Raw genomic sequence first — 20,970 nt, forward strand, 5'->3', positions numbered from 1 at the left:
GGCTGGAGATTTCCCCGGCTCGGGGAAATCTCAGCCCGGCCGGCGTTTGAGGCCAGTCTTTCGGGGGTCCAGGGGGCGGAGCCCCATGGTTTCGGGGAGGGGCGGGATTGGGGAAAGCCCCGCAGGGACCGCCCTCAGCCCAGCCCCACCCCCGGCAGCTCCCCCGCCCCCACCTCAAGCACGCCCCGCTCGGTCACGAGTGCCGTCACCAGCGAACCCGGTGTCACGTCGAAGGCGGGGTTGTGGCCCCGCGATCCCACCGGAGCAGTGCGCACGCCGGCCCACTCCAGGACCTCCCCCTCGCCCCGCAGTTCGATGTGGATGTCGGAGCCCGTCGCCGTGGCGAGGTCGACCGTCGTCGTGGGGGCGGCCACCATGAACGGGATGCCCGCGTACGCGCACGCCAGCGCGATCCCCACGGTGCCCACCTTGTTCGCGGTGTCGCCGTTCGCCGCGATCCGGTCGGCCCCGACGATCGCCGCGTCCACCTCACCCCGCAGGATCGTCCCCGCAGCCGCCCCGTCCGCCTGGACGAAGTGCGGGATGCCCTCCTGCGCGAGCTCCCACGCGGTGAGCCGCGCGCCCTGGAGGAGGGGGCGGGTCTCGTCGGCGTAGACCGTCTCCAGGCGGCCCCGGCCGTGCAGTTCGCGGATGACGCCCAGTGCCGTCCCCCAGCCCGCCGTGGCGAGCGCACCCGTGTTGCAGTGGGTGAGGATGCGCAGCGGGCGTTCCCCGGAACCGGAGACGGCGATCCGCTTCTGGAGCCAGTCGGCGCCGTACGCGCCCATCGCGTGGTTCGCCTCCAGGTCCTCCCGCACGATCGCGTCCGCCTCCGCGAGCACCGCGGCCGGACCCGCGTCGATGCGTGCGGCGACCCGGTCCACGCACACCATCAGGTTCACGGCGGTGGGCCGCGCCGCACGCACCCGTGCCACCTCCGCGTCGAGGCGTGCACGGTCCCAGCCCTCCCGCCCGCCCTGCGCCATGGCGAGCGCGACGCCGTAGCCGCCTGCCGCACCGATCGCCGGTGCGCCGCGGACCACCAGCCGCACGATCGCGTCGATCAGGTCGTCGACGGTCGTCACGTCGAGGCGGTTCAGGGCGTGCGGGAGCGCGGTCTGGTCGATGAGGGAGAGGGCCGGCGTGCCGTCTCCCTCCGCGGCCGCCGTCCACGTGACCGCGCGCAGGTCCTGGCTGCTCATGTGCTCAACTCCGGGGAAATAGGGGCGTTTGTGGCCATGCGGGGAGGGGTGCCGACACCGTACCTGACGTGCTCGAACCATATTTCGAGACGTTCGTGCGGCTGTCCGAAATCCGGTGTTACCCTCACCGCCACCCGGGACGGATCGACCCACGGGACGAGGAGGACGGCCATGAAAACCCAGCGCACCGCTGGTTCCATGCGCTGCCCCGCCGTGACCGACGGCCGCCGAATGTGCCGCTGTCGCCGTTGCTGTCGCTGTTGTCGCTGAGCGGCTTCGCTCCGCACGTCCGACCGGTCTCCCCGCCACCGCCTGGGCTCCCAGGCTCCTTCGAGAAGGCGCTCCCGTATGTCCATGTCCCTGCGCAGATCCCTTCGCGTGTCCCGTCGTACGTCTCTGCGGCTGTCCTCGCTCGCCGTCGGCGCCGCCCTTCTCGCCACCGGCTGCAACGCCGCCGCGAAGAAGGACGGTTCGGACGGCGATGCCGGAGGAGCCAAGTCGTTCACGCTCGTCACGCCCGACCCGGTGGCCCAGAACGAGTTCCTCAAGCTGGCCGTCAGCGGCGTGAAGTCGGCGGCCAAGGCGCAGGGCGCCGGGGCCCCGAAGGTGTTCCAGAGCAGCGACACCTCCTCCCAGCAGCAGAACGTGCAGTCGGCCGTGGACTCGGCGCCGGACGTCATCGCACTCGTCGGGTTCGAGTTCGCCGACATCGCCGCCCAGCAGGCCGAGGCGCACCCGAAGCAGCAGTTCCTGCTCGTCGACGCGTGCACGAAGAAGACGTACGAGAACGTCACCTGTGCGGTCTTCCGCGAGCACGAGGCCGTCTATCTCGCGGGCGCCGAGGCCGGTCTGCTCACGAAGAGCAAGAAGGTCGGAGCCGTCGTCGTCCTCGACTCCGTGCAGTTCCGGCGCTACAGCGAGCCGTTCGCGGCCGGTGCGAAGAAGGCGCGGGCGGGGGTCAAGTCCCGCACGCTCTTCGTCGGCGGGCAGTCGCCGTTCAGTGACGCGGCGCGTGCCAAGGACCAGGGGGCGACGCTCGGTTCCGGCGGGGCCGACCAGGTGATGGCGGCCGCCGCGGGCGGCAACACCGGTGTCTTCCAGGCCGCGAAGGCCAAGGGCTTCGAGGCGTACGGCGTCGACGCGAACCAGTGCCTCGGCAGCCCGGGCGTCGTCGTCGACAACGTACTGAAGAAGACCGATGTCGCCGTCGAGAAGGGCATCGCGCAGATCCTGAAGGGCAAGGGCGGCACCACGGTGTCGTACGGCCTCAAGGAGGGCGGCATGTCGCTGACCGGGCTCGAGCCGGGGCTCGCGGACTCCAAGTGCCTGATCGCCGACCACAAGGACGTACTGAAGCGCGTCGAGTCGCTGCGGGACGACATCGTCGCCGGGAAGCTGAAGGTCAATGACCCCGCGGCCTGAGTCCACCGCCCTCTCCGGCACCGACTCCCCCGCCGTGGAACTGCGCGGCATCACCAAGGAGTTTCCCGGCACCCTCGCCAACGACCGCGTCGACCTGACCGTCGCGCGCGGCGAGATCCACGCGCTGATGGGTGAGAACGGCGCGGGCAAGTCGACGCTGATGTCCGTCCTGTACGGGCTGCAGCGGCCGGACGCCGGGCAGATCCTGCTCGACGGGCGCGAGGTGACGTTCGCAAGTCCGAGCGAGGCGATCGCGGCGGGCCTGGGCATGGTGCACCAGAGCTTCAAGCTCTTTCCGTCGTTCACGGTCGCCGAGAACGTCGTGTACGCCGCCGAGCCGCGCCGCTTCGGTCTGACGGACCGGAAGGAAGCCGTGCGGCGGGTGGGTGCGCTCGCCGACGAGCACGGGCTCGCGGTGGACCCGGCGGCCAAGGTCGGGGACCTGCCGGTGGGCGTGCGCCAGCGCGTCGAGATCCTCAAGCTCCTCTACCGCGGCGCTCGTACGCTGATCCTCGACGAGCCGACGGCGGTCCTGACCCCTGCGGAGGCCGACGGTCTGTTCGGCGTACTGCGTTCCCTCGCGGACGACGGGCGCACCGTCCTTCTCGTCACCCACAAGCTGCGTGAGGTCATGGAGGGCAGCGACGCGGTGACGGTCCTGCGGGACGGCCGGGTCGCGGCGCGGATGCGGACCGCGGAGACCAGCGCGGACGGGATCGCGGCGGCGATGACCGGCCGCGCCGTGGAACTGGACCGCGTGCATCCGCCGGGCACGCCGGGCGGCGAGGTCCTGTCGGTCGACTCGCTGTCGACGGACGCGGTGCGCGAGGTCTCCCTCTCCGTCCGCGCGGGCGAGATCGTGGGCATCGCGGGAGTCGCGGGCAACGGCCAGAGCGAGCTCGTCGAAGCCGTCGCCGGGTTGCGTCCGCTCGCCTCCGGGCGGGTCACGCTCTGCGGGCAGGACATCACGGACGCGTCGGCCGCGGGGCGCCGCGCAACGGGTCTCGCGTACGTCCCCGAGGACCGCGCGGCGGTCGGTACGGCCCCGGCGGCGACGATCGCGGAGAACCTGGCGATGGGTCACCACCGGGGGCACGGCCTGCTGCGCCCGTCCTGGCTCCGCGAGCACGCGCGCGTCCTGATCGAACGCTTCGGCATCAAGGCGGCCTCGTCCCGCCACACGGCGGGCTCGCTGTCGGGCGGCAACCTCCAGAAGCTGGTGATCGGCCGCGAACTCGCCCACGAGTCACCCCTGCTGATCGTCGAGCAGCCCACCCGCGGCGTCGACATCGGCGCCATCCAGACGATCCACGACCAGCTGATCGCCCACCGCGACGCGGGCCACGCGATCCTCATGGTGTCCGCCGAACTGAGCGAGATCCGCGGTCTCGCGGACCGCGTCCTTGTGATGTACGAGGGCCGGGTGGCAGCGGAGCTGGCCCGCGAGGATGCGGACGAACGCGCTCTTGGCCTCGCCATGGCGGGCGCCACACCCGAGGCCGGCGAGGCGAACGCCGCCGTGGACGTGCGAGGCGCCGGCACCCCGGTCACCGGGCGCCCGGACAGCGATGCTCCGGCCGGCCGGGCGCCCGACCCGGACGGATCTACAGCAGCGGGCTCACCCGACGCCGCAGCGAGCGACCGGCCCTCCCCCGTGAAGGAAACCCCCTGATGGCCCTTGGTACCCCCGGCACCACGGGGTCGTTCGGCGCGCGTGTGCTGCGTGCGCCCGCGCTGCACTCCGTCGTCGCCGCCGTACTCGTCGGCGCGCTCTTCCTGATCGGGACCGGCGCCGATCCCGTCGGGGCGTACGGGTCCGTCGTCAGCGGCGCGCTCGGGCCCGACGGCATCGGGTCCACGCTCACCACCGGGACCAGCATCATCGGCCTCGCCGTCGCGCTCGCGATCCCCATGCGGGCGGGGCTGCTCAACCTCGGCGGGGACGGGCAGTTGGTGCTCGGCGGGATCGCCGCGGCCGCCACCGGGCTCTACTCCCCGCTGCCCGCGCCGCTCACCGTCGTCGCCTCGCTGCTCGCGGGGATGGCGGCCGGCGCCGCCTACGCCGCGCTCGCCGCGGTGTGCCAGAACCGGTTCGGGGTGCCGCTGCTCGTCAGCAGCCTGCTGCTCGGCTATCCGGCGATGTCCTTCGCCTCCTACCTCGCGCGCTTCCCGCTCAAGGAGGAAGGGTCGAGCCTTCCGCAGACCGAACGGCTGCCGGACGGCGTCGAGCTGCCCGCCTTCGGGTCGTCGACCGTCACCGTGGGACTGCTCCTGGTGGCCGTCGCGGCGGCCGTCTTCATGTTCGCCGACGCCCGTACCGCCACCGGTTACGAAATCCGCATGACGGGGCTCAACCCGCGCTTCGCCGCCTACGCGGGTGTCGACAGGCCACGGCTCACGCTGCGGCTCATGGCACTCTCCGGGGCCGTCGCGGGTCTGGTCGGCGCCATCGGCGTACTGAGCTTCCCCTATCGCTTCATCGACGGGTCGCTCACCGCGGCCGGGCACACCTGGACCGGCCTTACGGCCGCACTGCTCGCCGCCGCCGCGCCCGTGGGGACGGCCCTCGCCGCCCTGTTCTTCGCGGCGCTCGAAGTGGGCGGGCTCGCCATGGAGCGGACCACCGAGGTGCCGCGCGAGCTGACGCAGGTCCTGCAGGCCGTGGTCATCGTCTTCCTCGCGGCCCGGCTCAACCTGACGTGGCGGCGGGCCGGGAAGAAGCCCGCCGACGTGCCGGAGCCCATCGAAACGAAGGAAGTGAGCGTGCGATGAGCATCGACTCCGCGCTGTTCCACTCCACGCTCCTCGCCCTCACCCCGATCCTCCTCGCCGCACTCGGCGGCGCGATCTGCGAGCGCGCGGGCGTCTTCAACATCGGCCTCGAAGGCATGATGCTGATCGGCTGCTTCAGCGGCGTCGCGGGCAGCTGGTTCACCGGGAGCGCCTGGCTCGGGGTCGTGTTCGCCGCCCTCGCGTCGGCGGCGTACTCGATGATCCTGGCCGTCGGGACGATCTCGCTGCGCGGGGACGCCGTCGTCCTCGGCGTCGCGCTCAACCTCCTCGCCGTCGGTCTGACGGGGTTCCTTCTCCGTACGGTCTTCGGCGTGCAGGGCACCTTCTCCGACCCGGAGTTGGCCGGGCTCGACGGCATCGACGTCCCCTTCGTCGGGGCGGCGCTCTCCGGACACTCCGCCCTCGTCTATCTCTCGTGGGCCGCCGTCGCAGTGGCGGCGGTGTTCCTGGCCCGCCACCCGTGGGGCCTTCGCCTGCGCGGCGTCGGCGAGGCACCCGACGCGGCGGCGACGCTGGGGGTGAGCCCGGCGAAGTACCAGTACGCCGCCGTGCTGGTATCCGGTGTCCTGTGCGGCCTCGCGGGCGCCCAACTCGCCCTCGGGAACGTCACGTTGTTCTCCGAGAACATGACCGCCGGGCGTGGTTGGATCGCCGTGGTCGCCGTGATGCTGGGCCGCGCCCTGCCGCTCGGCGTCCTGCTCGCCGGGCTGCTCTTCGGCATCGCGGAGGCCGTCGGCTTCCGCCTCCAGGGGCTCGGCATGCCGCAACAGGCGACCGACGCCGCCCCGTACGTGGTGACGCTGGCCGCCCTCTTCCTGTCCACGGCGCGCAGGCGCCGCCGCAAGACGACGCCTCTCGTAGGAGCATCCTCATGACGACCGACGCCCGTACGCTCGCCGACGCGCTGCCCATCACCCGCGTCCCGCGCACCGGCCTGCCCACCCGCGCGGTCGTCGTCGGCGACCCGGCGCGCGCCACCGCCGTCGCCGGCCTCCTCGACGACGCGAAGGAGGTGTCGTACCACCGCGAGTACCGCACCTTCACCGGCACCTGGCAGGGCACCCCCGTCGTCGTCGCCTCGCACGGCGTCGGCGCGCCCGGCGCGATCCTCCTCTTCCAGGAGCTGGCCGAGGCCGGCGTCACCACCATCCTGCGGCTCGGCACGGCGGGCGCGATCCGCCCCGGCATCCGCGACGGCGACCTGGTCATCGCGGACGCGGCGGTACGCGACGACGGCGTGACCCAGCAGCTGATCCCCGCCGAGTACCCGGCGTTCGCGACCCCGGAGGCGGTCATCGCACTCCAGCGCGCGGCCCGCGCGGCCGACGCCCCGTACCACCGCGGCGTGGTGTGGACGCGGGCCGCGTTCCAGCCGGGCTTCCTGCCGCTGCCGGGCGAGGCGTACGCGGCCGCCGGGATCGCGGCCATCGAGATGGAGCTCTCGGCGCTGTACGTCTTCGCCCCCACGCACGGCCTCACGGCGGGCGGGGCGCTGGTCGTCGACGGCGCCAACGCCGATGAACTCGTCGACGAGGAAGCCACCGGCGGCTACAACCCGCACCGCGACGTGGTCGCCGAGGGGGTCGACCGGGGCTCCCGGATAGCCTTGGACGCCCTGCGCCTGCTGGCCTCGACGGAGCACTGAGCCGCGCGCGAACCGACCGCCCCGAACGACCTCACGGAGAACTGAAGCGATGCACCCCACTGACCTGCCGGCCCAGGACCGGGGCGGCTCCATAGACCTCCTGGTCCACGGCGGCGACGTCCTCACCGTCGACGCGTCGGGCACGGTCGTGACGGACGGTGCCGTCGCCGTCCGCGACGGACGGATCGTCGAGGTCGGCCCGGCCGGGCGGCTGCGCGCCGCCTACGACGCCGCCGACGAGCTCGACGCCCGTGGGTGTCTGGTCATGCCCGGTCTCATCAACACGCACACGCACCTGGCGATGACCCTGTTCCGCGGCATCGCGGACGATGTCACGCTGCAGGGCTTCCTGGAGCGCGTGATCCCGGCGGAGGCGGAGCAGCTCTCCCCGGAGACAGTGACGGCGGGCATCGGGGGCGCGATCGCCGAGTCCGTACGGGGCGGGGTCACCACCGCGCTCGACATGTACTGGTTCCACGAGGCGGCCGAGGCCGTGGCCCGCGACGCCGGATGGCGCCTGCTGACGGGCCCCACGTTCATGGACGTACCGGGCCCGCCGGACGGCCGCGCCTACGCCGACCGGCTCGGCTGGGCGGCGGCGGACCTGGCCGCCCGCACCCCGGCGCCGGGCGCCCGCCCGGTGATCTTCGCGCACTCCGCGTACACCCTGGGTCCCGAGCAGCTGACGGCGATCAGCGCGCTCGCCCGCGAGCACGGCGCGCTGCTGCACATCCACGCCGCCGAGAACGCGGGCGAGGTGGAGATGGTCACCGAGCAGCACGGCATGCGTCCCGTGGAGCTGCTCGACTCGCTCGGCGTGCTCGGCCCGGACACGCTGCTCGCCCACGCCGTCGACCTCACGGACGCGGAGATCGCGGCCATCGCCCGCACCGGCACGGCCGTCGCGCACTGCCCGGTGTCGAACCTCAAGCTGGGCTGCGGCATAGCGCGCGTCCCCGACCTCCTGGACGCGGGCGTCACGGTGGGCCTCGGCACGGACGGCGCGGTGAGTTCCAACACGCTCGACGTCCTCGGCGCGGTGAAGCTCGCGGCGCTCGTGCACAAGGCGGGCGGCGATCCGACGGCGGTCGGCGCCGAGCAGGCCGTACGGATGGCGACCATCGAATCCGCCCGGGCCCTCGGCCTGGGCGACCAGCTCGGCTCCCTGGAGCCCGGCAAGCGCGCGGACCTGATCGTCCTGGACCTCAGCCGCCCGCACCTCACGCCGCGGCACGACCCGTGGTCGATGCTGGCGTACGCCGCGGCGTCGTCCGACGTCAGGGACACGGTCGTCGACGGTCGCGTCCTGATGCGGGACCGTACGCTGGAGACACTGGACGAGCAGCGAGCGCTGCGAGCCCTGCGGGACGCGGCGGCCTCCGCGGCGCCGAGCACCCGCGAAGCGGAATCAAGCACGTCTGAAGTGGCAAGCACCGTATGACCATCGAACCCACCCGCGGCTTCACCGGCCGCGCCCGCGCCGCCGACCGCGACCCGCGGCTGCCTCCCGGGCAGTACGACGCGGCGGACGGCTGGCCCGTCCTGTCCGCCGAGGTGACGCCCGAGCTCACGCCTGCGGAGTGGACGTTCCGCGTGGACGGGCTCGTCACGAACCCGCACACCTGGACGTGGGACGAGGCGCACGCGCTGCCCGCGTCGGAGTACCGCGGGGACATCCACTGCGTGACCAGCTGGTCCAAGTTCGGGGTGCGCTTCGGCGGTGCGAGTCTGGACGCGTTCCTGGCCGCCGCAGGTCCGCGCCCGGAGGCCACGCACGTCGTCGCGTACTCGCACACGGGATACACCACGAGCCTGCCGCTCTCGGATGTGACGGGCGGGAAGGCGTGGATCGTCTGGGAGTACGGGGACGGCCCGCTGCCTCCCGAGCACGGCGGCCCGGCGCGCCTGATCGTCCCCCACCTCTACTTCTGGAAGAGCGCGAAGTGGGTGGCGGGGCTGCGGCTCCTTGACCACGACGAGCCCGGCTTCTGGGAGCAGAACGGCTACCACCAGCGGGGGAACCCCTGGCGGGAGGAGCGTTACTCCGGTGACTGAGTCCGTGACCACTGGGACCGGGACTGCCGGGACCGGGACTTTCGTGCCCCCGACGCGGTTCGCCGTGCCCGGCCGGATCGCGGTGAGCAATCGCGCGGCGGCGGAGTGGCAGCGGGCCGTGGTGGTGGACGTCCGGCGCGAGAACGCGGCGGGCACGGTGTCCAGCTTCCGGCTGAAGGTGCCCCACTGGCAGGGGCATCTGCCGGGCCAGCATCTGATGCTGCGTCTTACGGCCCCGGACGGGTACGTGGCCCAGCGCCACTACTCGATCGCTTCTCCTCCCGAGGAAGCGGGCCCCGAGGGCGCCGAGATCGAGCTGACCCTGGACCACGTGCCGGGCGGCGAGGTGTCCGGGCATCTGCACACGGTCGCCCGCGTCGGTGACGTGGTGGAGGTGCGGGGGCCGCTGTCCGGGTTCTTCGCCTGGCCGGGCGACCGTCCCGCGCTGCTCCTCGGGGCGGGCTCCGGTGTGGTCCCGCTGATGTCGATGCTGCGGCACTGGCGCGGGGCGGGGCGGCCGGTGCCGCTGCGGCTCGTCGTCTCGGCGCGTACGCCGGAGGATCTGATCTACGCGGAGGAGTACGGGGACGAGACCACGGTCGTCCTCACGCGGACGGAGGGCCGGCTGAACGCCGAGCACTTGGCGCCGTTCCTCGGCCCCGCTCAGCCCGAGGGGGGCTGGGAGGCGTACATCTGCGGCTCGAACGGCTTCGCCGAGCATGCGTCGCGCCTGCTGGTGGCCGGGGGCCAGCCGGTGGACCGGATCCGCATCGAGCGCTTCGGGTAGAGGTCAAGGCGTTCCCTGCGGGGCTCTCCCCAATCCCGCCCCTTCCCGAAACCATGGGGCTCCGCCCCCTGGACCCCCGACAAGATGTCCTCAAACGCCGGACGGGCTGGAACCATCCAGCCCGGCCGACATCATTCAGCCCGTCCGGCGTTTGAGGACGAACGCGGCGGAGCCGGTGATTGCGGTACGCACAAGGCACTGGGCCCCCGCGCCGAGCGGGTTTTCGGGAAGGGGCGGGGTTGGGGAAAAAGCCCGCCGCAGGCGCCCCCGCTACGGCGAGACCTCCTCCAAGCGCCGCCCGGCAGTCTCCTCCGCCCCCACCCCCGCCACCACAGCCCCCACCAGCGCCACAGCCCCCAGCATCACGAACACCGTGGAGACATTCCCACCCGCATAGACGACCCCCACCACGATCGGCCCGAGAATCACCCCGAGCCGGTTCATCGCACCCCCGAGACTGCTCCCCAGCGCCCGCATCCGCGTAGGAAAGAGCTCCGGCGTGTACAGGTACAGGCAGATGTTGGAGCCGAAGAAGAAGACCGCAGCCAGCGAGGTCCACACCAAGACCTGAACCGGCGTGTCCGCGCCGACGGCCGCAAGCGCCACCAGCATCAGCGCCGCCCCGCCCAGACACCCCGTGATGACCTTCCGCCGCCCGAGCCCGTCGACCGTGAGCGCGGCGACGAGGCAGCCGATCAGCCCCGCGCAGGACGTCACCGTGGAGTAGAGGAGCGCGTCGGAGAGGGAGAGGTCATAGCGGTTCTGGTAGATCGTCGGGAGCCAGGACGTGATGCCGTAGTTGACGAAGTAGCCGGTGAACCAGAGCACGCCGATCACCAGGGTCCGGCGCCGGTAGCGCCCGGTGAACAGACCGCGCAGCCCGGAAGCGGACTCCCCCGGAGCGGCAACGGGCAACGCATCCGCAGGCATCTCAGGAACCGCGGGCAACGGTTTCCCCGTGATCCGCTCGACCTCCGCCTCGATCCCGGACATCACCTTCGCCGCCTCCTCCGTCCTGCCGTGATCCGCGAGCCACCGCGGCGACTCGGGCACCTTGCGCTGCACGAGGATGCAGAGCAGGCCGGGCAGCGCGGCGAGGGCGTACATCCAGCGCCAGCCCAGGATCGGCACCACCCAGGCCGCGACAAGGGCGCCCACCGTGAGGCCCGCGGGGAACACCAGCTCGTAGAGGAGCACGAAACGGCCGCGCCGGTGGCTGCGGGTGATCTCGGCGATGAACGTCGCCGCCACCGGCACCTCGCCCCCGATCGCCAGGCCCTGGACGAACCGCAGCGCCATGAACGCGTCGGGTGACGTGGCGACGGACAGGGCGAGGTTGGCGACGCTGGACACCGCCACGCACAGCGCGATGACCTTCACCCGGCCGATCCGGTCCGCGAGGCGCCCGGAGAGCAGCGCCCCGATCAGCATGCCGATCGAGCCGACGGTGAGCAGCAGCGTCGCGGCGGAGGTGCTGAGGTCCCACTCCTCGCGCAGTTGCGGCAGGGCGTAGGCGATCAGGAGCTGGTCGAAGGCCTCGAAGAAGGTGACCGCGCCCACGATGAGCCGGACGGTGACGTGCCAGCGGCACAGGGGGAGCCGCTCGAAGCGAGCGGCTATGGCGGCCCGGACCGCTCGGTCCGGGGATGCGTCGATCGTCATGCGGGAACTCCGCTGCTGAGGGGGCGGGGTGAGCGGGGGAACGCGACGGCCACGGAGTCTGGGGAAACTCAAGCCAAGAAGCGAGTAAGCGCAAAGTTTCTAAGCGCTTAAGTTGTACCGTCCCGACACCGGAGCCCGTCAAGAGTCTCCACAGGGGAAATCCTCGAAGACCGTCGACGGGTGGGTCTTGCGCTCCAGATATTTAAGCCCTTAGATTTCTAGCGCTTACCGAAGAAGGCTCAGCGACCGCCACGGACCCGCCCCTCAAGTCCCCTGCGGTCAGGTTTCGTTCGACCCCGTCCCGTTCCGCCAGGAGGCCCCCATGCTCCGCATCCCAGCCGACGAAGCACTCATCGCGGGTGAGTGGCGACGCGGCGCGGGCGCCCCGGCCGACACCGTCGACCCGGCCACCGGCCGCGTCATCGCCACCGTCCACGCGGTCACCCCCGACGAGGTCGCCGAAGCGGCACGGGCGGCGGCCACGGCCGCCGCCGCCCCGCGCTGGCGCGATCTCCTGCCCCACCGGCGCGCCCTGCTCCTGCACCGCGTCGCCGAGCTGATCGAGGAGTCCGCGGACGACCTCGCCGCACTGCAGACCGCCGACACGGGCAAGGCGCTCGCCGAGACCCGCGCCCTGGTGGGCAGCGCGGCGGCCACCTTCCGCTACACGGCCGCCGCCCTGGAGACCGCCGAGGAGGCCATCACGCCCTCGCGCGGCGACTACGTGACGCTGAGCGTGTACGAGCCGATCGGCGTCGTCGGCGCGATCAACCCCTGGAACTCCCCCGTCGCCAGCGACGCCCAGAAGCTCGCCCCGGCGCTCGCGGGCGGCAACGCGGTCCTGCTCAAGCCCGCCGAGTGGACCCCGCTCGTCTCCCTGGCGCTCGGCCGCCTGATCACCCGCGCTTTGGTCGAACTCGGCCTTCCCGCAGGCCTGTTGTCCGTGCTCACCGGGCGCGGCAGCATCGTCGGGGACGCGATCGTCCGCGATCCGCGCGTCGGCAAGGTCACCTTCACCGGCGGCACGAGCACGGGCCGTACGCTCGCGCACGCGGCGGCCGAGAAGCTGATGCCCGCCTCGCTCGAACTGGGCGGCAAGTCGCCGACGGTCGTCCTCGCCGACGCCGACATCGAGCAGGCCCTGGCCGGCGTGATGTTCGGCGTCTTCTCCTCCAGCGGCCAGTCCTGCATCGCGGGATCACGGCTCTTCGTCGCCCGCGAGCTGTACGAGGAGTTCGTCGGCGAACTGGTCCGGCGCGTGGAGAAGCTGCGCATCGGGCCGGGGACCTCTCCCGATACCCAAGTGGCACCCCTCGTCCACCACAAGCACCGGGACTCCGTCGCCTCGTACGTCGATCTCGCCCGCGAGGAAGGTGCGCGAGTGCTGTGCGGCGGGGGTGTGCCCCGGGGTGCCGAGTTCCGGGACGGGGCGTACTACCTGCCCACCGTCCTCGACGGGCTCCCCAACTCCTCGCGCACCTGCCAGGAGGAGATCTTCGGACCCGTCCTGGTCGCGCTGCCCTTCGACGACGAGGACGACCTCGTACGGCAGGCCAACGACAGTGTCTACGGCCTCGCCTGCGGCATCTGGACCCGCGACCACCGGGCCGCCTGGCGGATCGCACGGCGCGTGGACGCGGGCACGGTCTGGATCAACACCTACAAGCAGTTCAGCATCGCCACGCCCTTCGGCGGCATGAAGGAGAGCGGCCTCGGCCGCGAGAAGGGCCGCGACGGCATCCGCGCCTATCAGCGCCAGAAGTCCCTGTACTGGGGCGTCACCGACGCGCCTCTCCCCTGGGCCAACTGAACCCCGTACCTCTGGAGCAGGTCATGTCCCGACCCACACCCGCCCCACCGGCCGTCGCCCGGCCGCCGATCGCCCGGCTGCGCGCCCTGCGCTCCGTCGAGCTCCTCACCCCCTCGTTCACCGAGGCCGCCGACTTCTACCAGGAGGTCTGGGGCCTGGAGACCGTCGAGTCCGAGCGCGGCACGGCCGCCTGGCTGCGCGGCACCGGCGCCGAGCACCATGCCCTGCAGCTCACCCGCGCCGACCGCGTCGGCCTCGGCAAGCTCTCCTTCGCGGTGGGCACGCCCGACGAGGTCGACGAGGCCGCCCGCAGGCTCCTCGCGCGCGGCATCACACCGGTCGCAGGGCCCGGGCCGCTCGACCAGGTCGGCGGCGGCTACGGCCTGCGCTTCACCGACCCCGAGCACCGCCTGATCGAGATCAGCGCCGAGGTGCACGCGGTCGCGCCGCGCGGCCGGGACGGTGCCGTGCCGGTCGGCGTGACGCACGCGGTGCTCAACACGGCGGACATCGACGCCTCCGTCGCCTTCTACCGCGATGTCCTCGGCCTGCGCGTCTCCGACTGGTCCGAGCACCAGATGGCGTTCCTGCGCTGCAACGCCGACCACCACTGCATCGCCTTCAACCAGGCGGAGTGGGCCTCGCTCAACCACGTGGCCTACGAGATGAGCTCGGTCGACCACTTCATGCGGGGTCTGGGCCGGCTGCGGCACCACGGGATCGACCCGCAGTGGGGGCCGGGACGGCACGGCCCCGGGAACAACACCTTCTCCTACTTCACCGACCCCTCCGGGCTCGTCTGCGAGTACACCTCCGAGGTCGCGCAGATCGTCGAGGACGCGTGGATCGCCCGCGTCTGGCGGCGGGTGCCCGAGCTGTCCGACCTGTGGGGGACGGCCGGGCCGCCGTCGAAGGAGATCCGCTGCCACATGGCGGGGGCGCCCGACCCCGGCCCGCTGTCCCGCACCGAAACCCCGGAGGTCCAGGCATGAGCGCCGTACGCAAGGTCGGCATCGTCGGCTGGGGCGCGATCGGCCGTGTCGTCGGTACCGCGCTCGCCGAACACCGCGTGACCGGAGCCGAGTTGACGTGTCTCGTCGACAACCGTCCGCTCGGCGACAGCGCCCCCGCCCCGCAGGTCTCCTTCGACGAGGCCATGGAGCGCTGCGATCTCATCGTGGAGGCGGCGGGCCAGGGTGTCGTACGGGAATGGGGCGAGCGCGTCCTGGCCTCCGGGACCGATCTGCTGGTCGCATCGACCGGTGCGCTCACCGACGAGGAGCTCTCCAAACGGCTCCTGGCCGCCGGGCCCGGCCGGGTGTACTTCACCGGGGGCGCGGTCGGCGGACTCGATCTGCTCCAGGCGGTGCGGTCGCTCGGGCCGCTCGACGAGGTGCGGCTGACCACGACCAAGTTGCCGTCCACGCTCGAACAGCCCTGGATGGAAGCGGAGTTGCTGTCCCGGATGCGGACGGCGACCGGCCCGGTCGAGGTCATGTCCGGGACCGCGCGCGACGTCCCCGTGAAGTTCCCCAAGTCGACGAACGTCGCGGCTTCGGTCGCCCTCGCCGTCGGCGACCTGGACGCTGTGCGGGTCCGGGTCGTCGCCGATCCCGGCGCCCACCACACGCGGCACGTCGTGGAGGCGTCCGGCGCGCACGGCTCGTACCGCTTCGAGGTCGCGCATCTGCCGGACCCGGTCAACCCGGCCACCAGCCAGGTCGTGCCGTACGCGGTCCTGCGCAGCCTCGCGGCGCTCGCGGGCCGGACGGGGCAGATCCTGTGACCGCCCCTGTGACCGCCCCCGCCGTCCACGTCGAGGAGGCGGGGACCGCCGGGCCGCTGCTGCTCTGCCTGCACGGCATCGGCTCCTCGTCCGCCGCCTTCGCGCCGCAGCTCGCCGAGCTCTCCGCGTATGTGCGGGTCGTGGCCTGGGACGCTCCCGGGTACGCCAAGTCCGCCGATCCGTCTCAGCCATTGGACCTGGACGGCTACGCCGACGCGGCTGCCGGTCTCATCCGGGAACGCGGCGCGAGCGCCCACGTCCTCGGCGTCTCGTGGGGCGGGGTGATCGCCCTTCGCCTCGCGTCCCGGCACCCCGGCCTCGTCGATTCGCTGATCGTCGCGGACTCCAGCGCCGGTTCCGGCACCGACCCCGTGAAGGCCGACGCCATGCGGCAGCGGGCCGCCGAGCTCGCGGAACTGGGGCCGCAGGCGTTCGCCGAGCGGCGCGGGCCCCGGCTCGTGTCACCGGACGCGCCCCCGCAGCTCGTACGACGGGTCGTCGACACCATGGCCGCGTCCGTACGCCTGCCCGGATACGCGTACGCCGCCGAGTCCATGGCCGGAGCCGACCTGCGCGCCGAGATCCCCGCCATCACCGCGCCCGCCCTCGTCCTCTGCGGCGACCAGGACCGGGTCACCGGCGTCGAGGCCTCCCAGGCCATCGCCGGGGCCCTGCACAAGACCGCCTACGTGATCGTCAAGGACGCCGGTCACCTGGCCAATCAGGAGCGGCCCGAGGCGTTCAACGCCTGGGTCCTCTCCCACCTCCGCATCACAGCCCGCATCCCCGAACACCTCTGAGAAATCCCCGAACACCTCTACGAAGGAGCCCCGCCATGCCTCTGACCACCACCGAGTACGACAACGGCGGCGACCTCGGCAAGTACACCGACTCGCTGATCGCCACCAAGGAGTCCCGTGTCGCGGACTTCAGCACGCTCTCCTTCCAGGAGAAGGCGGGCCCGCAGTACCGCCGCGGGCAGATCCGTTACGTCGGCTCCGGCGCGACCGGCAACCACGAGAACGACAGCCGCATCCTGCCCTCCGGCGGCTTCACCTTCTCCAACATGCTGCTCCCGCCCGGCGCCGAGGGCCCCGAGCACACCCACCACGACGTCGAGGAGGCCTTCTTCGTCCTGGAGGGCCAGGTCAAGGTGGGCATCCACCGGGGCTCGGGCGAGGCCGAGTACCGCACGCTCGGCTACCGCGACATGATCGTCGTCCCGGCGGGCGTGGCGCGCTCCCTGAAGAACGAGGGCGACACCGACGCGCTCTTCTGCGTCGTCATCGGCACGCAGAAGCCGCAGGTCCCGACCTACCCCGAGCACTCGCCGATGCACGGCGTCACCCGTGACTGAAGTGGCTGAGGCGTCACCCGTGAGCGACGACCGCACCGTCGTCGTCACCGGCGCGGGCCGTGGCCTGGGACTGGCCATGGCCCGCCGGGCGGGCGAGGACGGCTTCCGGGTGGTCGTCGCCGAGGTGGACGCGGTGCGGGGCGGCGAGGCCGCGGCGGAGCTGCGCGCGGAGGGCCTGGACGCGCACTTCGTACGGTGTGACGTGGCGGACCCGGCGTCGGTCGATGAACTCGCCCAATCCGTGAGCGACTTGGGGCCGCTCTACGCCCTGGTCAACAATGCCGCGCTCGCCAACGGCGTCGGCGGCAAGGAGTTCCAGGACATCGACGTCGAGGTGTGGGACCGCCTGATGGCGGTCAACGCCCGCAGCCCGTGGCTGGTCGCCAAGGCCCTCCACCCCCTCTTCGGCTCCCCCGGCCGGATCGTGAACATCGCGTCGGACGCGGCCCTCTACGGATCGCCGCGCCTGGCCCACTACATCGCCTCCAAGGGCGCCGTCATCGCCCTGACCCGGGCGATGGCCCGCGAGCTCGGCGACAGGGGGATCACCGTGAACGCGGTGGCCCCGGGACTCACCGAGGTCGAGGCCACCGAGACGGTGCCGGCCGAGCGGCACGCGCTGTACCGGGGCAACCGGGCGATCTCGCGCCCGCAGCAACCGGACGACCTCGTCGGGCTCGTCTCCTTCCTCCTCTCCGAGGAGTCCCGCTATCTGACCGGACAGGTGATCGCCGTCAACGGCGGATTCACCATGAACTGACGTAACGGAGCCACTAGTTATGGATCTGGGCCTCTCCGACCGGACCGTCCTGGTCACCGGCGGCAGCTCGGGCGTCGGCCTGGCCACGGTCCGCGCCCTGCTCGACGAGGGCGCGCGCGTCGCGACCTGCGGGCGTGACGCCGACCGCCTCGCGAAGGCGGCGGCAGGACTCGGCGGCGGCGACCGTCTCCTGACGGGGGTGTGCGACGTGCGCGACGCGGACGCCGTACGGGAGTTCACCGACCGCGCCGCCGACGCATTCGGCTCGGTCGACGGGCTCGTCAACAACGCGGGTCAGTCCCGTATGAAGGGCCTTGACGATTCGACCGCCGATGACTGGCGCGACGAGCTGGAGCTGAAGTTCGCCGGTGTCCTCAACCCCCTGCACGCGGCGCGGCCGCACCTGGCGGCGTCGGACGCGGCGAGCGTCGTGAACGTCAACGCGGTGCTCGCCAAGCAGCCCGAGCCCCGCCTCATCACCACGAGCGCGGCCCGCGCGGGCATCCTCAATCTCTCCAAGTCGCTTGCCGTGGAGCTCGCCCCGGAGGGCATCCGCGTCAACTCGGTCTGCCTGGGCCTGATCGACACCGGCCAGTGGACCCGCCGTTACGCGGCCGCCGACTCCGGCCTCAGTTACGAGGAGTGGCAGGCGGAGCTCGCCGCGGACCGCGGCATCGCGCTCGGGCGGCTCGGCCGCGCGGAAGAAGTCGCGTACGCGATCGTCGCGCTGCTCTCGCCCCGCGCCTCGTACACCACCGGCACCAGCATCGACGTCTGCGGCGGCGTAGGCCGCGGCATCCTCTGAGGAGCTCACCCCATGCCACCCACGCCATCCATGCCATCCACGCCACCCGCGCAGTACGCCACCGGCGGCGATCTCCTCGTCGCGGTCCTGCGGGAACTCGGCATCGACACGGTCTTCGGCATCGTCAGCGTGCACAACCTGCCGCTGGTCGAGGCGGTCGACCGGGAGCTTCGGTTCGTTCCCGTCCGCCACGAGGCGACCGCCGTGAACGCCGCCGACGCCTACGGCCGTGCACGCGGCTCCCTGGGCTGCGCGCTCACCTCGACGGGCACGGGCGCGGGCAACGCGGCGGGATCCCTGGTCGAGGCGCTGAGCGCGGGCACCTCCGTCCTGCACGTCACGGGCCAGGTGGAAGCCGGGTTCCTGGGCAGCGGCCGGGGCTTCATCCACGAGACCAAGGACCAGCTGGGCATGCTCGGCGCGGTGTCCAAGTACGCCGCGACCATCCCGTCCGCCGACGCCGCGGGCCGCATCCTGCGCGAGGCGGCACGAGCGGCGCTGTCGGATCCGGGCGGCCCGGCGAGCGTGGAGTGGCCGGTCGATCTGCAGTACGCGCTCCAGACCGATGCCACCGGCACAGTGCCCGCACCGGACGTCCTCCCGCGGCCCGGCCAGGCGGAACTGGAAGCGGCGGGCGCACTGCTGTCCGCCGCCCGGCGCCCCCTCGTCTGGGCCGGCGGTGGCGCCACCCGTGCCGGAGCCGAGCTGGCCGAGCTGCTGCACGCCACCGGCGCCGGGCTGCTCAGCTCCAACTCCGGGCGGGGTGCCGTACCCGAGGATCACCCGCAGGTCATCGGGAACTTCGCCACGACCCCGGCCGCCCGCGCGCTCCTCGCGGACGCGGACCTGCTGGTCACCGTCGGCACGCACTTCCGGTCCAACGAGACCGCCGACTACGGGCTCGCTCTCCCCGAAGCGCACATCCAGATCGACATCGACGCCGACGCCCTCGGGCGCGTGTACCCGGCCCGGCACGCCCTGCACGGTCACGCCCCCGACGTGCTCGCCGCCCTGCTGCCGCACGCGCACCGGGCCGACGACAGCTGGACGCACCGTGTCGCCGCCGTCCGCGAGGACGTCCGCGCCACCCTGCACGACAACATCGGCCCCCAGGCCGCGATCTGCGACGCCATCCGTGCTGCGCTGCCGCGCGAGGCGGTCGTGGCCCGCGACGTGACCATTCCGTCCAGCAGCTGGGGCAACCGGCTCCTGGAGATGTACGACCCCCGCGACAACGTCTTCCCGCGCGGCGGCGGCATCGGGCAGGGGCTCGGCATGGGCATCGGCGCGGCGCTCGCACGGCCCGACGCGCCCACCGTCGTCCTCGCCGGTGACGGTGGTCTCGCCGTCCACCTGGGCGAACTGCTCACGCTCGCCCAGGAGCGGCCCCGCCTGACCCTCGTCGTCTTCAACGACGGTGGCTACGGAGTGCTCCGCAACATGCAGGACCGCTACAGCGAGCGCCGCTCCGGAGTCGATCTCGCCACCCCCGACTTCGAGCTCCTCGCCCGGGCATGCGGCCTCGCCTATGCCCGGATCGCCGCCGAGGAGCACGCCCGGCCCGTGCTCGGTCACGCCGTCGCCTCCGACGGGCCGACCCTCGTCGAGGTCGACCTGGCCCGCCTCGGCCCGATGAAGAACCCGTTCACCCCGCCCGTCAAGATCCCCGGCCAGTGAGGAGGGCCCATCATGCCTGAGAGCGAACTCACGCTCCTTGTGCGCCGTATGACCTGGGAGGCGGACGGAGTCCTCTCCGTGGAACTCGCCCACCCGGACGGCAAGCCGCTGCCCGCCTGGAGCCCCGGCGCGCATCTGGACCTGCATACGGGTGGGCACGTACGCCAGTACAGCCTGTGCGGCGACCCGCGGAACACGGCCTCGTACCGCATCGGAGTCCTCAACGAGGCGTCCTCGCGCGGCGGTTCACGGCATGTGCACACCCGGCTGCGGCCCGGCCAGACCGTCACCGCCTCCGAGCCGCGCAACCACTTCGTGCTCGAAGACGCGCCCGGCTACCTCTTCATCGCGGGCGGCATCGGCATCACCCCGCTCCTTGCCATGGCCCGCGAGGCCGCACGACGCGGCGCCGGCTGGCGCATGGTGTACGGCGGGCGCAACCGGGGATCGATGGCGTTCACCGATGAACTGGCATCTCTGGACGGAGACTTGGAGCTGGTACCGCAGGACGAGCTCGGTCACATCGACCTCGGCACGGCACTCGCCGGACTGCCGGACGGCGCGCTCGTGTACTGCTGCGGCCCCGAGCCGCTGCTCGCCGCCGTGGAGGCCGTCGCCCCGGCGGACCGGCTGCGCGTGGAGCGGTTCGCCGCGCCCGTCGTGGAGCGGTCCGGGGACGAGTCCGCGTTCGAGGTGGAGTGCCGCCGCTCCGGCGTGACCCTCTCCGTCGGCGAGGACACCTCGGTCCTCCAGGCAGCCGAAGCCGCGGGTCTGAGCGTCACCAGCTCCTGCCAGGAAGGCATCTGCGGCAGCTGCGAGACCCGCGTGCTCGACGGCACGCCCGACCACCGGGACTTCCTGCTCAGCGAGGCCGAGCACGCCGCGAACGCCTCGATGATGATCTGCGTCTCGCGCTGCGCGTCCGGCCGGCTCGTCCTCGACCTGTAATTCCCCGATCCGTGATTCCCCACCGGAGGCAGCAGTGACCACCACCTGGCCGTACCTGGACATCCACCAGTCCCGTACGCACGAGCCGACCCCCTACGAGTACAAGCTCGCCGCCACCCTCGAAGAGGTCTTCACCAAGGAGGGACATGAACTCTCCGACGTGGTACGCGGCTTGAACAGCCGTCAGGCCCACGCGCCCGACGGCGCCCCCTGGACCGAAGAGTCCTTCCGTGCCGAGATGAACCGACTGGGAGCGTGACC

General features: G+C 72.4%; 20 protein-coding genes. 18 read left to right on the forward strand and 2 right to left on the reverse strand.

What is annotated here, in order from left to right; all coding sequences use genetic code 11:
• Positions 1-134: 134 nt before the first annotated feature.
• A complete protein-coding gene (mtnA, locus tag ACWFR3_RS41985) occupies positions 135-1,202 on the reverse strand; it encodes an S-methyl-5-thioribose-1-phosphate isomerase (protein ID WP_453739992.1) in 1,068 nt (355 codons plus the stop codon).
• 348 nt (positions 1,203-1,550) lie between these two features.
• On the opposite strand from mtnA, the gene ACWFR3_RS41990 reads away from it, so the two are divergent.
• Genes ACWFR3_RS41990 through ACWFR3_RS42025 form a run of 8 tightly spaced genes read left to right on the forward strand, consistent with a single transcriptional unit; the run spans position 1,551 to position 9,904 of the window.
• Positions 1,551-2,624, forward strand: coding sequence for a BMP family ABC transporter substrate-binding protein (locus ACWFR3_RS41990; protein ID WP_453739993.1), 1,074 nt, complete (start codon positions 1,551-1,553; stop codon positions 2,622-2,624).
• A complete protein-coding gene (locus tag ACWFR3_RS41995) occupies positions 2,608-4,296 on the forward strand; it encodes an ABC transporter ATP-binding protein (protein ID WP_453739994.1) in 1,689 nt (562 codons plus the stop codon). Before ACWFR3_RS41990 ends, ACWFR3_RS41995 begins: the two co-directional genes overlap by 17 nt.
• Positions 4,296-5,396 carry an ABC transporter permease gene (locus ACWFR3_RS42000; protein ID WP_453739995.1) on the forward strand — a complete coding sequence of 367 codons (1,101 nt, stop codon included), beginning with the start codon at positions 4,296-4,298 and terminating at the stop codon, positions 5,394-5,396. The genes ACWFR3_RS41995 and ACWFR3_RS42000 overlap by 1 nt, the downstream gene beginning before the upstream one ends.
• Positions 5,393-6,292, forward strand: coding sequence for an ABC transporter permease (locus tag ACWFR3_RS42005; RefSeq protein WP_453739996.1), 900 nt, complete (start codon positions 5,393-5,395; stop codon positions 6,290-6,292). The genes ACWFR3_RS42000 and ACWFR3_RS42005 overlap by 4 nt, the downstream gene beginning before the upstream one ends.
• On the forward strand, positions 6,289-7,062 hold the full coding sequence (locus ACWFR3_RS42010; protein WP_453739997.1) for a nucleoside phosphorylase: 774 nt from the start codon (positions 6,289-6,291) through the stop codon (positions 7,060-7,062). The genes ACWFR3_RS42005 and ACWFR3_RS42010 overlap by 4 nt, the downstream gene beginning before the upstream one ends.
• Before the next feature lie 49 nt (positions 7,063-7,111).
• A complete protein-coding gene (locus tag ACWFR3_RS42015) occupies positions 7,112-8,503 on the forward strand; it encodes an amidohydrolase (protein WP_453739998.1) in 1,392 nt (463 codons plus the stop codon).
• Positions 8,504-8,505: 2 nt separating this feature from the next.
• Entirely contained in the window at positions 8,506-9,117 is a 612-nt protein-coding gene (locus ACWFR3_RS42020) for a sulfite oxidase-like oxidoreductase (protein ID WP_453740014.1), read from the forward strand.
• Positions 9,110-9,904 (forward strand): FAD-binding oxidoreductase, encoded by a 795-nt coding sequence (locus ACWFR3_RS42025; protein WP_453739999.1) that lies wholly within the window; start codon positions 9,110-9,112, stop codon positions 9,902-9,904. Before ACWFR3_RS42020 ends, ACWFR3_RS42025 begins: the two co-directional genes overlap by 8 nt.
• 270 nt (positions 9,905-10,174) lie before the next feature.
• Here the strand turns inward: ACWFR3_RS42025 and ACWFR3_RS42030 are convergent, their stop codons facing one another.
• Positions 10,175-11,566: an MFS transporter gene (locus ACWFR3_RS42030; protein ID WP_453740000.1), complete on the reverse strand. Its 1,392-nt coding sequence runs from the start codon at positions 11,564-11,566 to the stop codon at positions 10,175-10,177.
• Positions 11,567-11,888: 322 nt separating this feature from the next.
• Here ACWFR3_RS42030 and ACWFR3_RS42035 point away from each other — a divergent pair, with 322 nt between their 5' ends.
• From ACWFR3_RS42035 to ACWFR3_RS42080, 10 genes are read left to right on the forward strand one after another with little or no spacing between them, the layout of a single operon-like run.
• Positions 11,889-13,376: an aldehyde dehydrogenase gene (locus ACWFR3_RS42035; RefSeq protein WP_453740001.1), complete on the forward strand. Its 1,488-nt coding sequence runs from the start codon at positions 11,889-11,891 to the stop codon at positions 13,374-13,376.
• Between the two features lie 23 nt (positions 13,377-13,399).
• A complete protein-coding gene (locus ACWFR3_RS42040; RefSeq protein WP_453740002.1) occupies positions 13,400-14,368 on the forward strand; it encodes a VOC family protein in 969 nt (322 codons plus the stop codon).
• A complete protein-coding gene (locus tag ACWFR3_RS42045; RefSeq protein ID WP_453740003.1) occupies positions 14,365-15,162 on the forward strand; it encodes an aspartate dehydrogenase domain-containing protein in 798 nt (265 codons plus the stop codon). Before ACWFR3_RS42040 ends, ACWFR3_RS42045 begins: the two co-directional genes overlap by 4 nt.
• A gap of 8 nt (positions 15,163-15,170) precedes the next feature.
• On the forward strand, positions 15,171-15,962 hold the full coding sequence (locus tag ACWFR3_RS42050) for an alpha/beta fold hydrolase (protein ID WP_453740015.1): 792 nt from the start codon (positions 15,171-15,173) through the stop codon (positions 15,960-15,962).
• Positions 15,963-15,997: 35 nt separating this feature from the next.
• Positions 15,998-16,519, forward strand: coding sequence for a cupin domain-containing protein (locus ACWFR3_RS42055; protein ID WP_453740004.1), 522 nt, complete (start codon positions 15,998-16,000; stop codon positions 16,517-16,519).
• A gap of 1 nt (position 16,520) precedes the next feature.
• Positions 16,521-17,279, forward strand: a complete 759-nt coding sequence (locus tag ACWFR3_RS42060) for an SDR family oxidoreductase (RefSeq protein WP_453740016.1) — start codon at positions 16,521-16,523, stop codon at positions 17,277-17,279.
• A 19-nt stretch (positions 17,280-17,298) separates the two neighbouring features.
• Positions 17,299-18,084: an SDR family oxidoreductase gene (locus tag ACWFR3_RS42065; RefSeq protein WP_453740005.1), complete on the forward strand. Its 786-nt coding sequence runs from the start codon at positions 17,299-17,301 to the stop codon at positions 18,082-18,084.
• A 12-nt stretch (positions 18,085-18,096) separates the two neighbouring features.
• Positions 18,097-19,761, forward strand: coding sequence for a thiamine pyrophosphate-binding protein (locus tag ACWFR3_RS42070; RefSeq protein WP_453740006.1), 1,665 nt, complete (start codon positions 18,097-18,099; stop codon positions 19,759-19,761).
• Positions 19,762-19,773: 12 nt separating this feature from the next.
• Positions 19,774-20,709 (forward strand): PDR/VanB family oxidoreductase, encoded by a 936-nt coding sequence (locus ACWFR3_RS42075; protein ID WP_453740007.1) that lies wholly within the window; start codon positions 19,774-19,776, stop codon positions 20,707-20,709.
• Between the two features lie 34 nt (positions 20,710-20,743).
• Positions 20,744-20,968, forward strand: a complete 225-nt coding sequence (locus tag ACWFR3_RS42080) for a recombinase-like helix-turn-helix domain-containing protein (protein WP_453740008.1) — start codon at positions 20,744-20,746, stop codon at positions 20,966-20,968.
• Positions 20,969-20,970: the final 2 nt, after the last annotated feature.

The organism is Streptomyces sp. NPDC055189 (assembly GCF_053606765.1).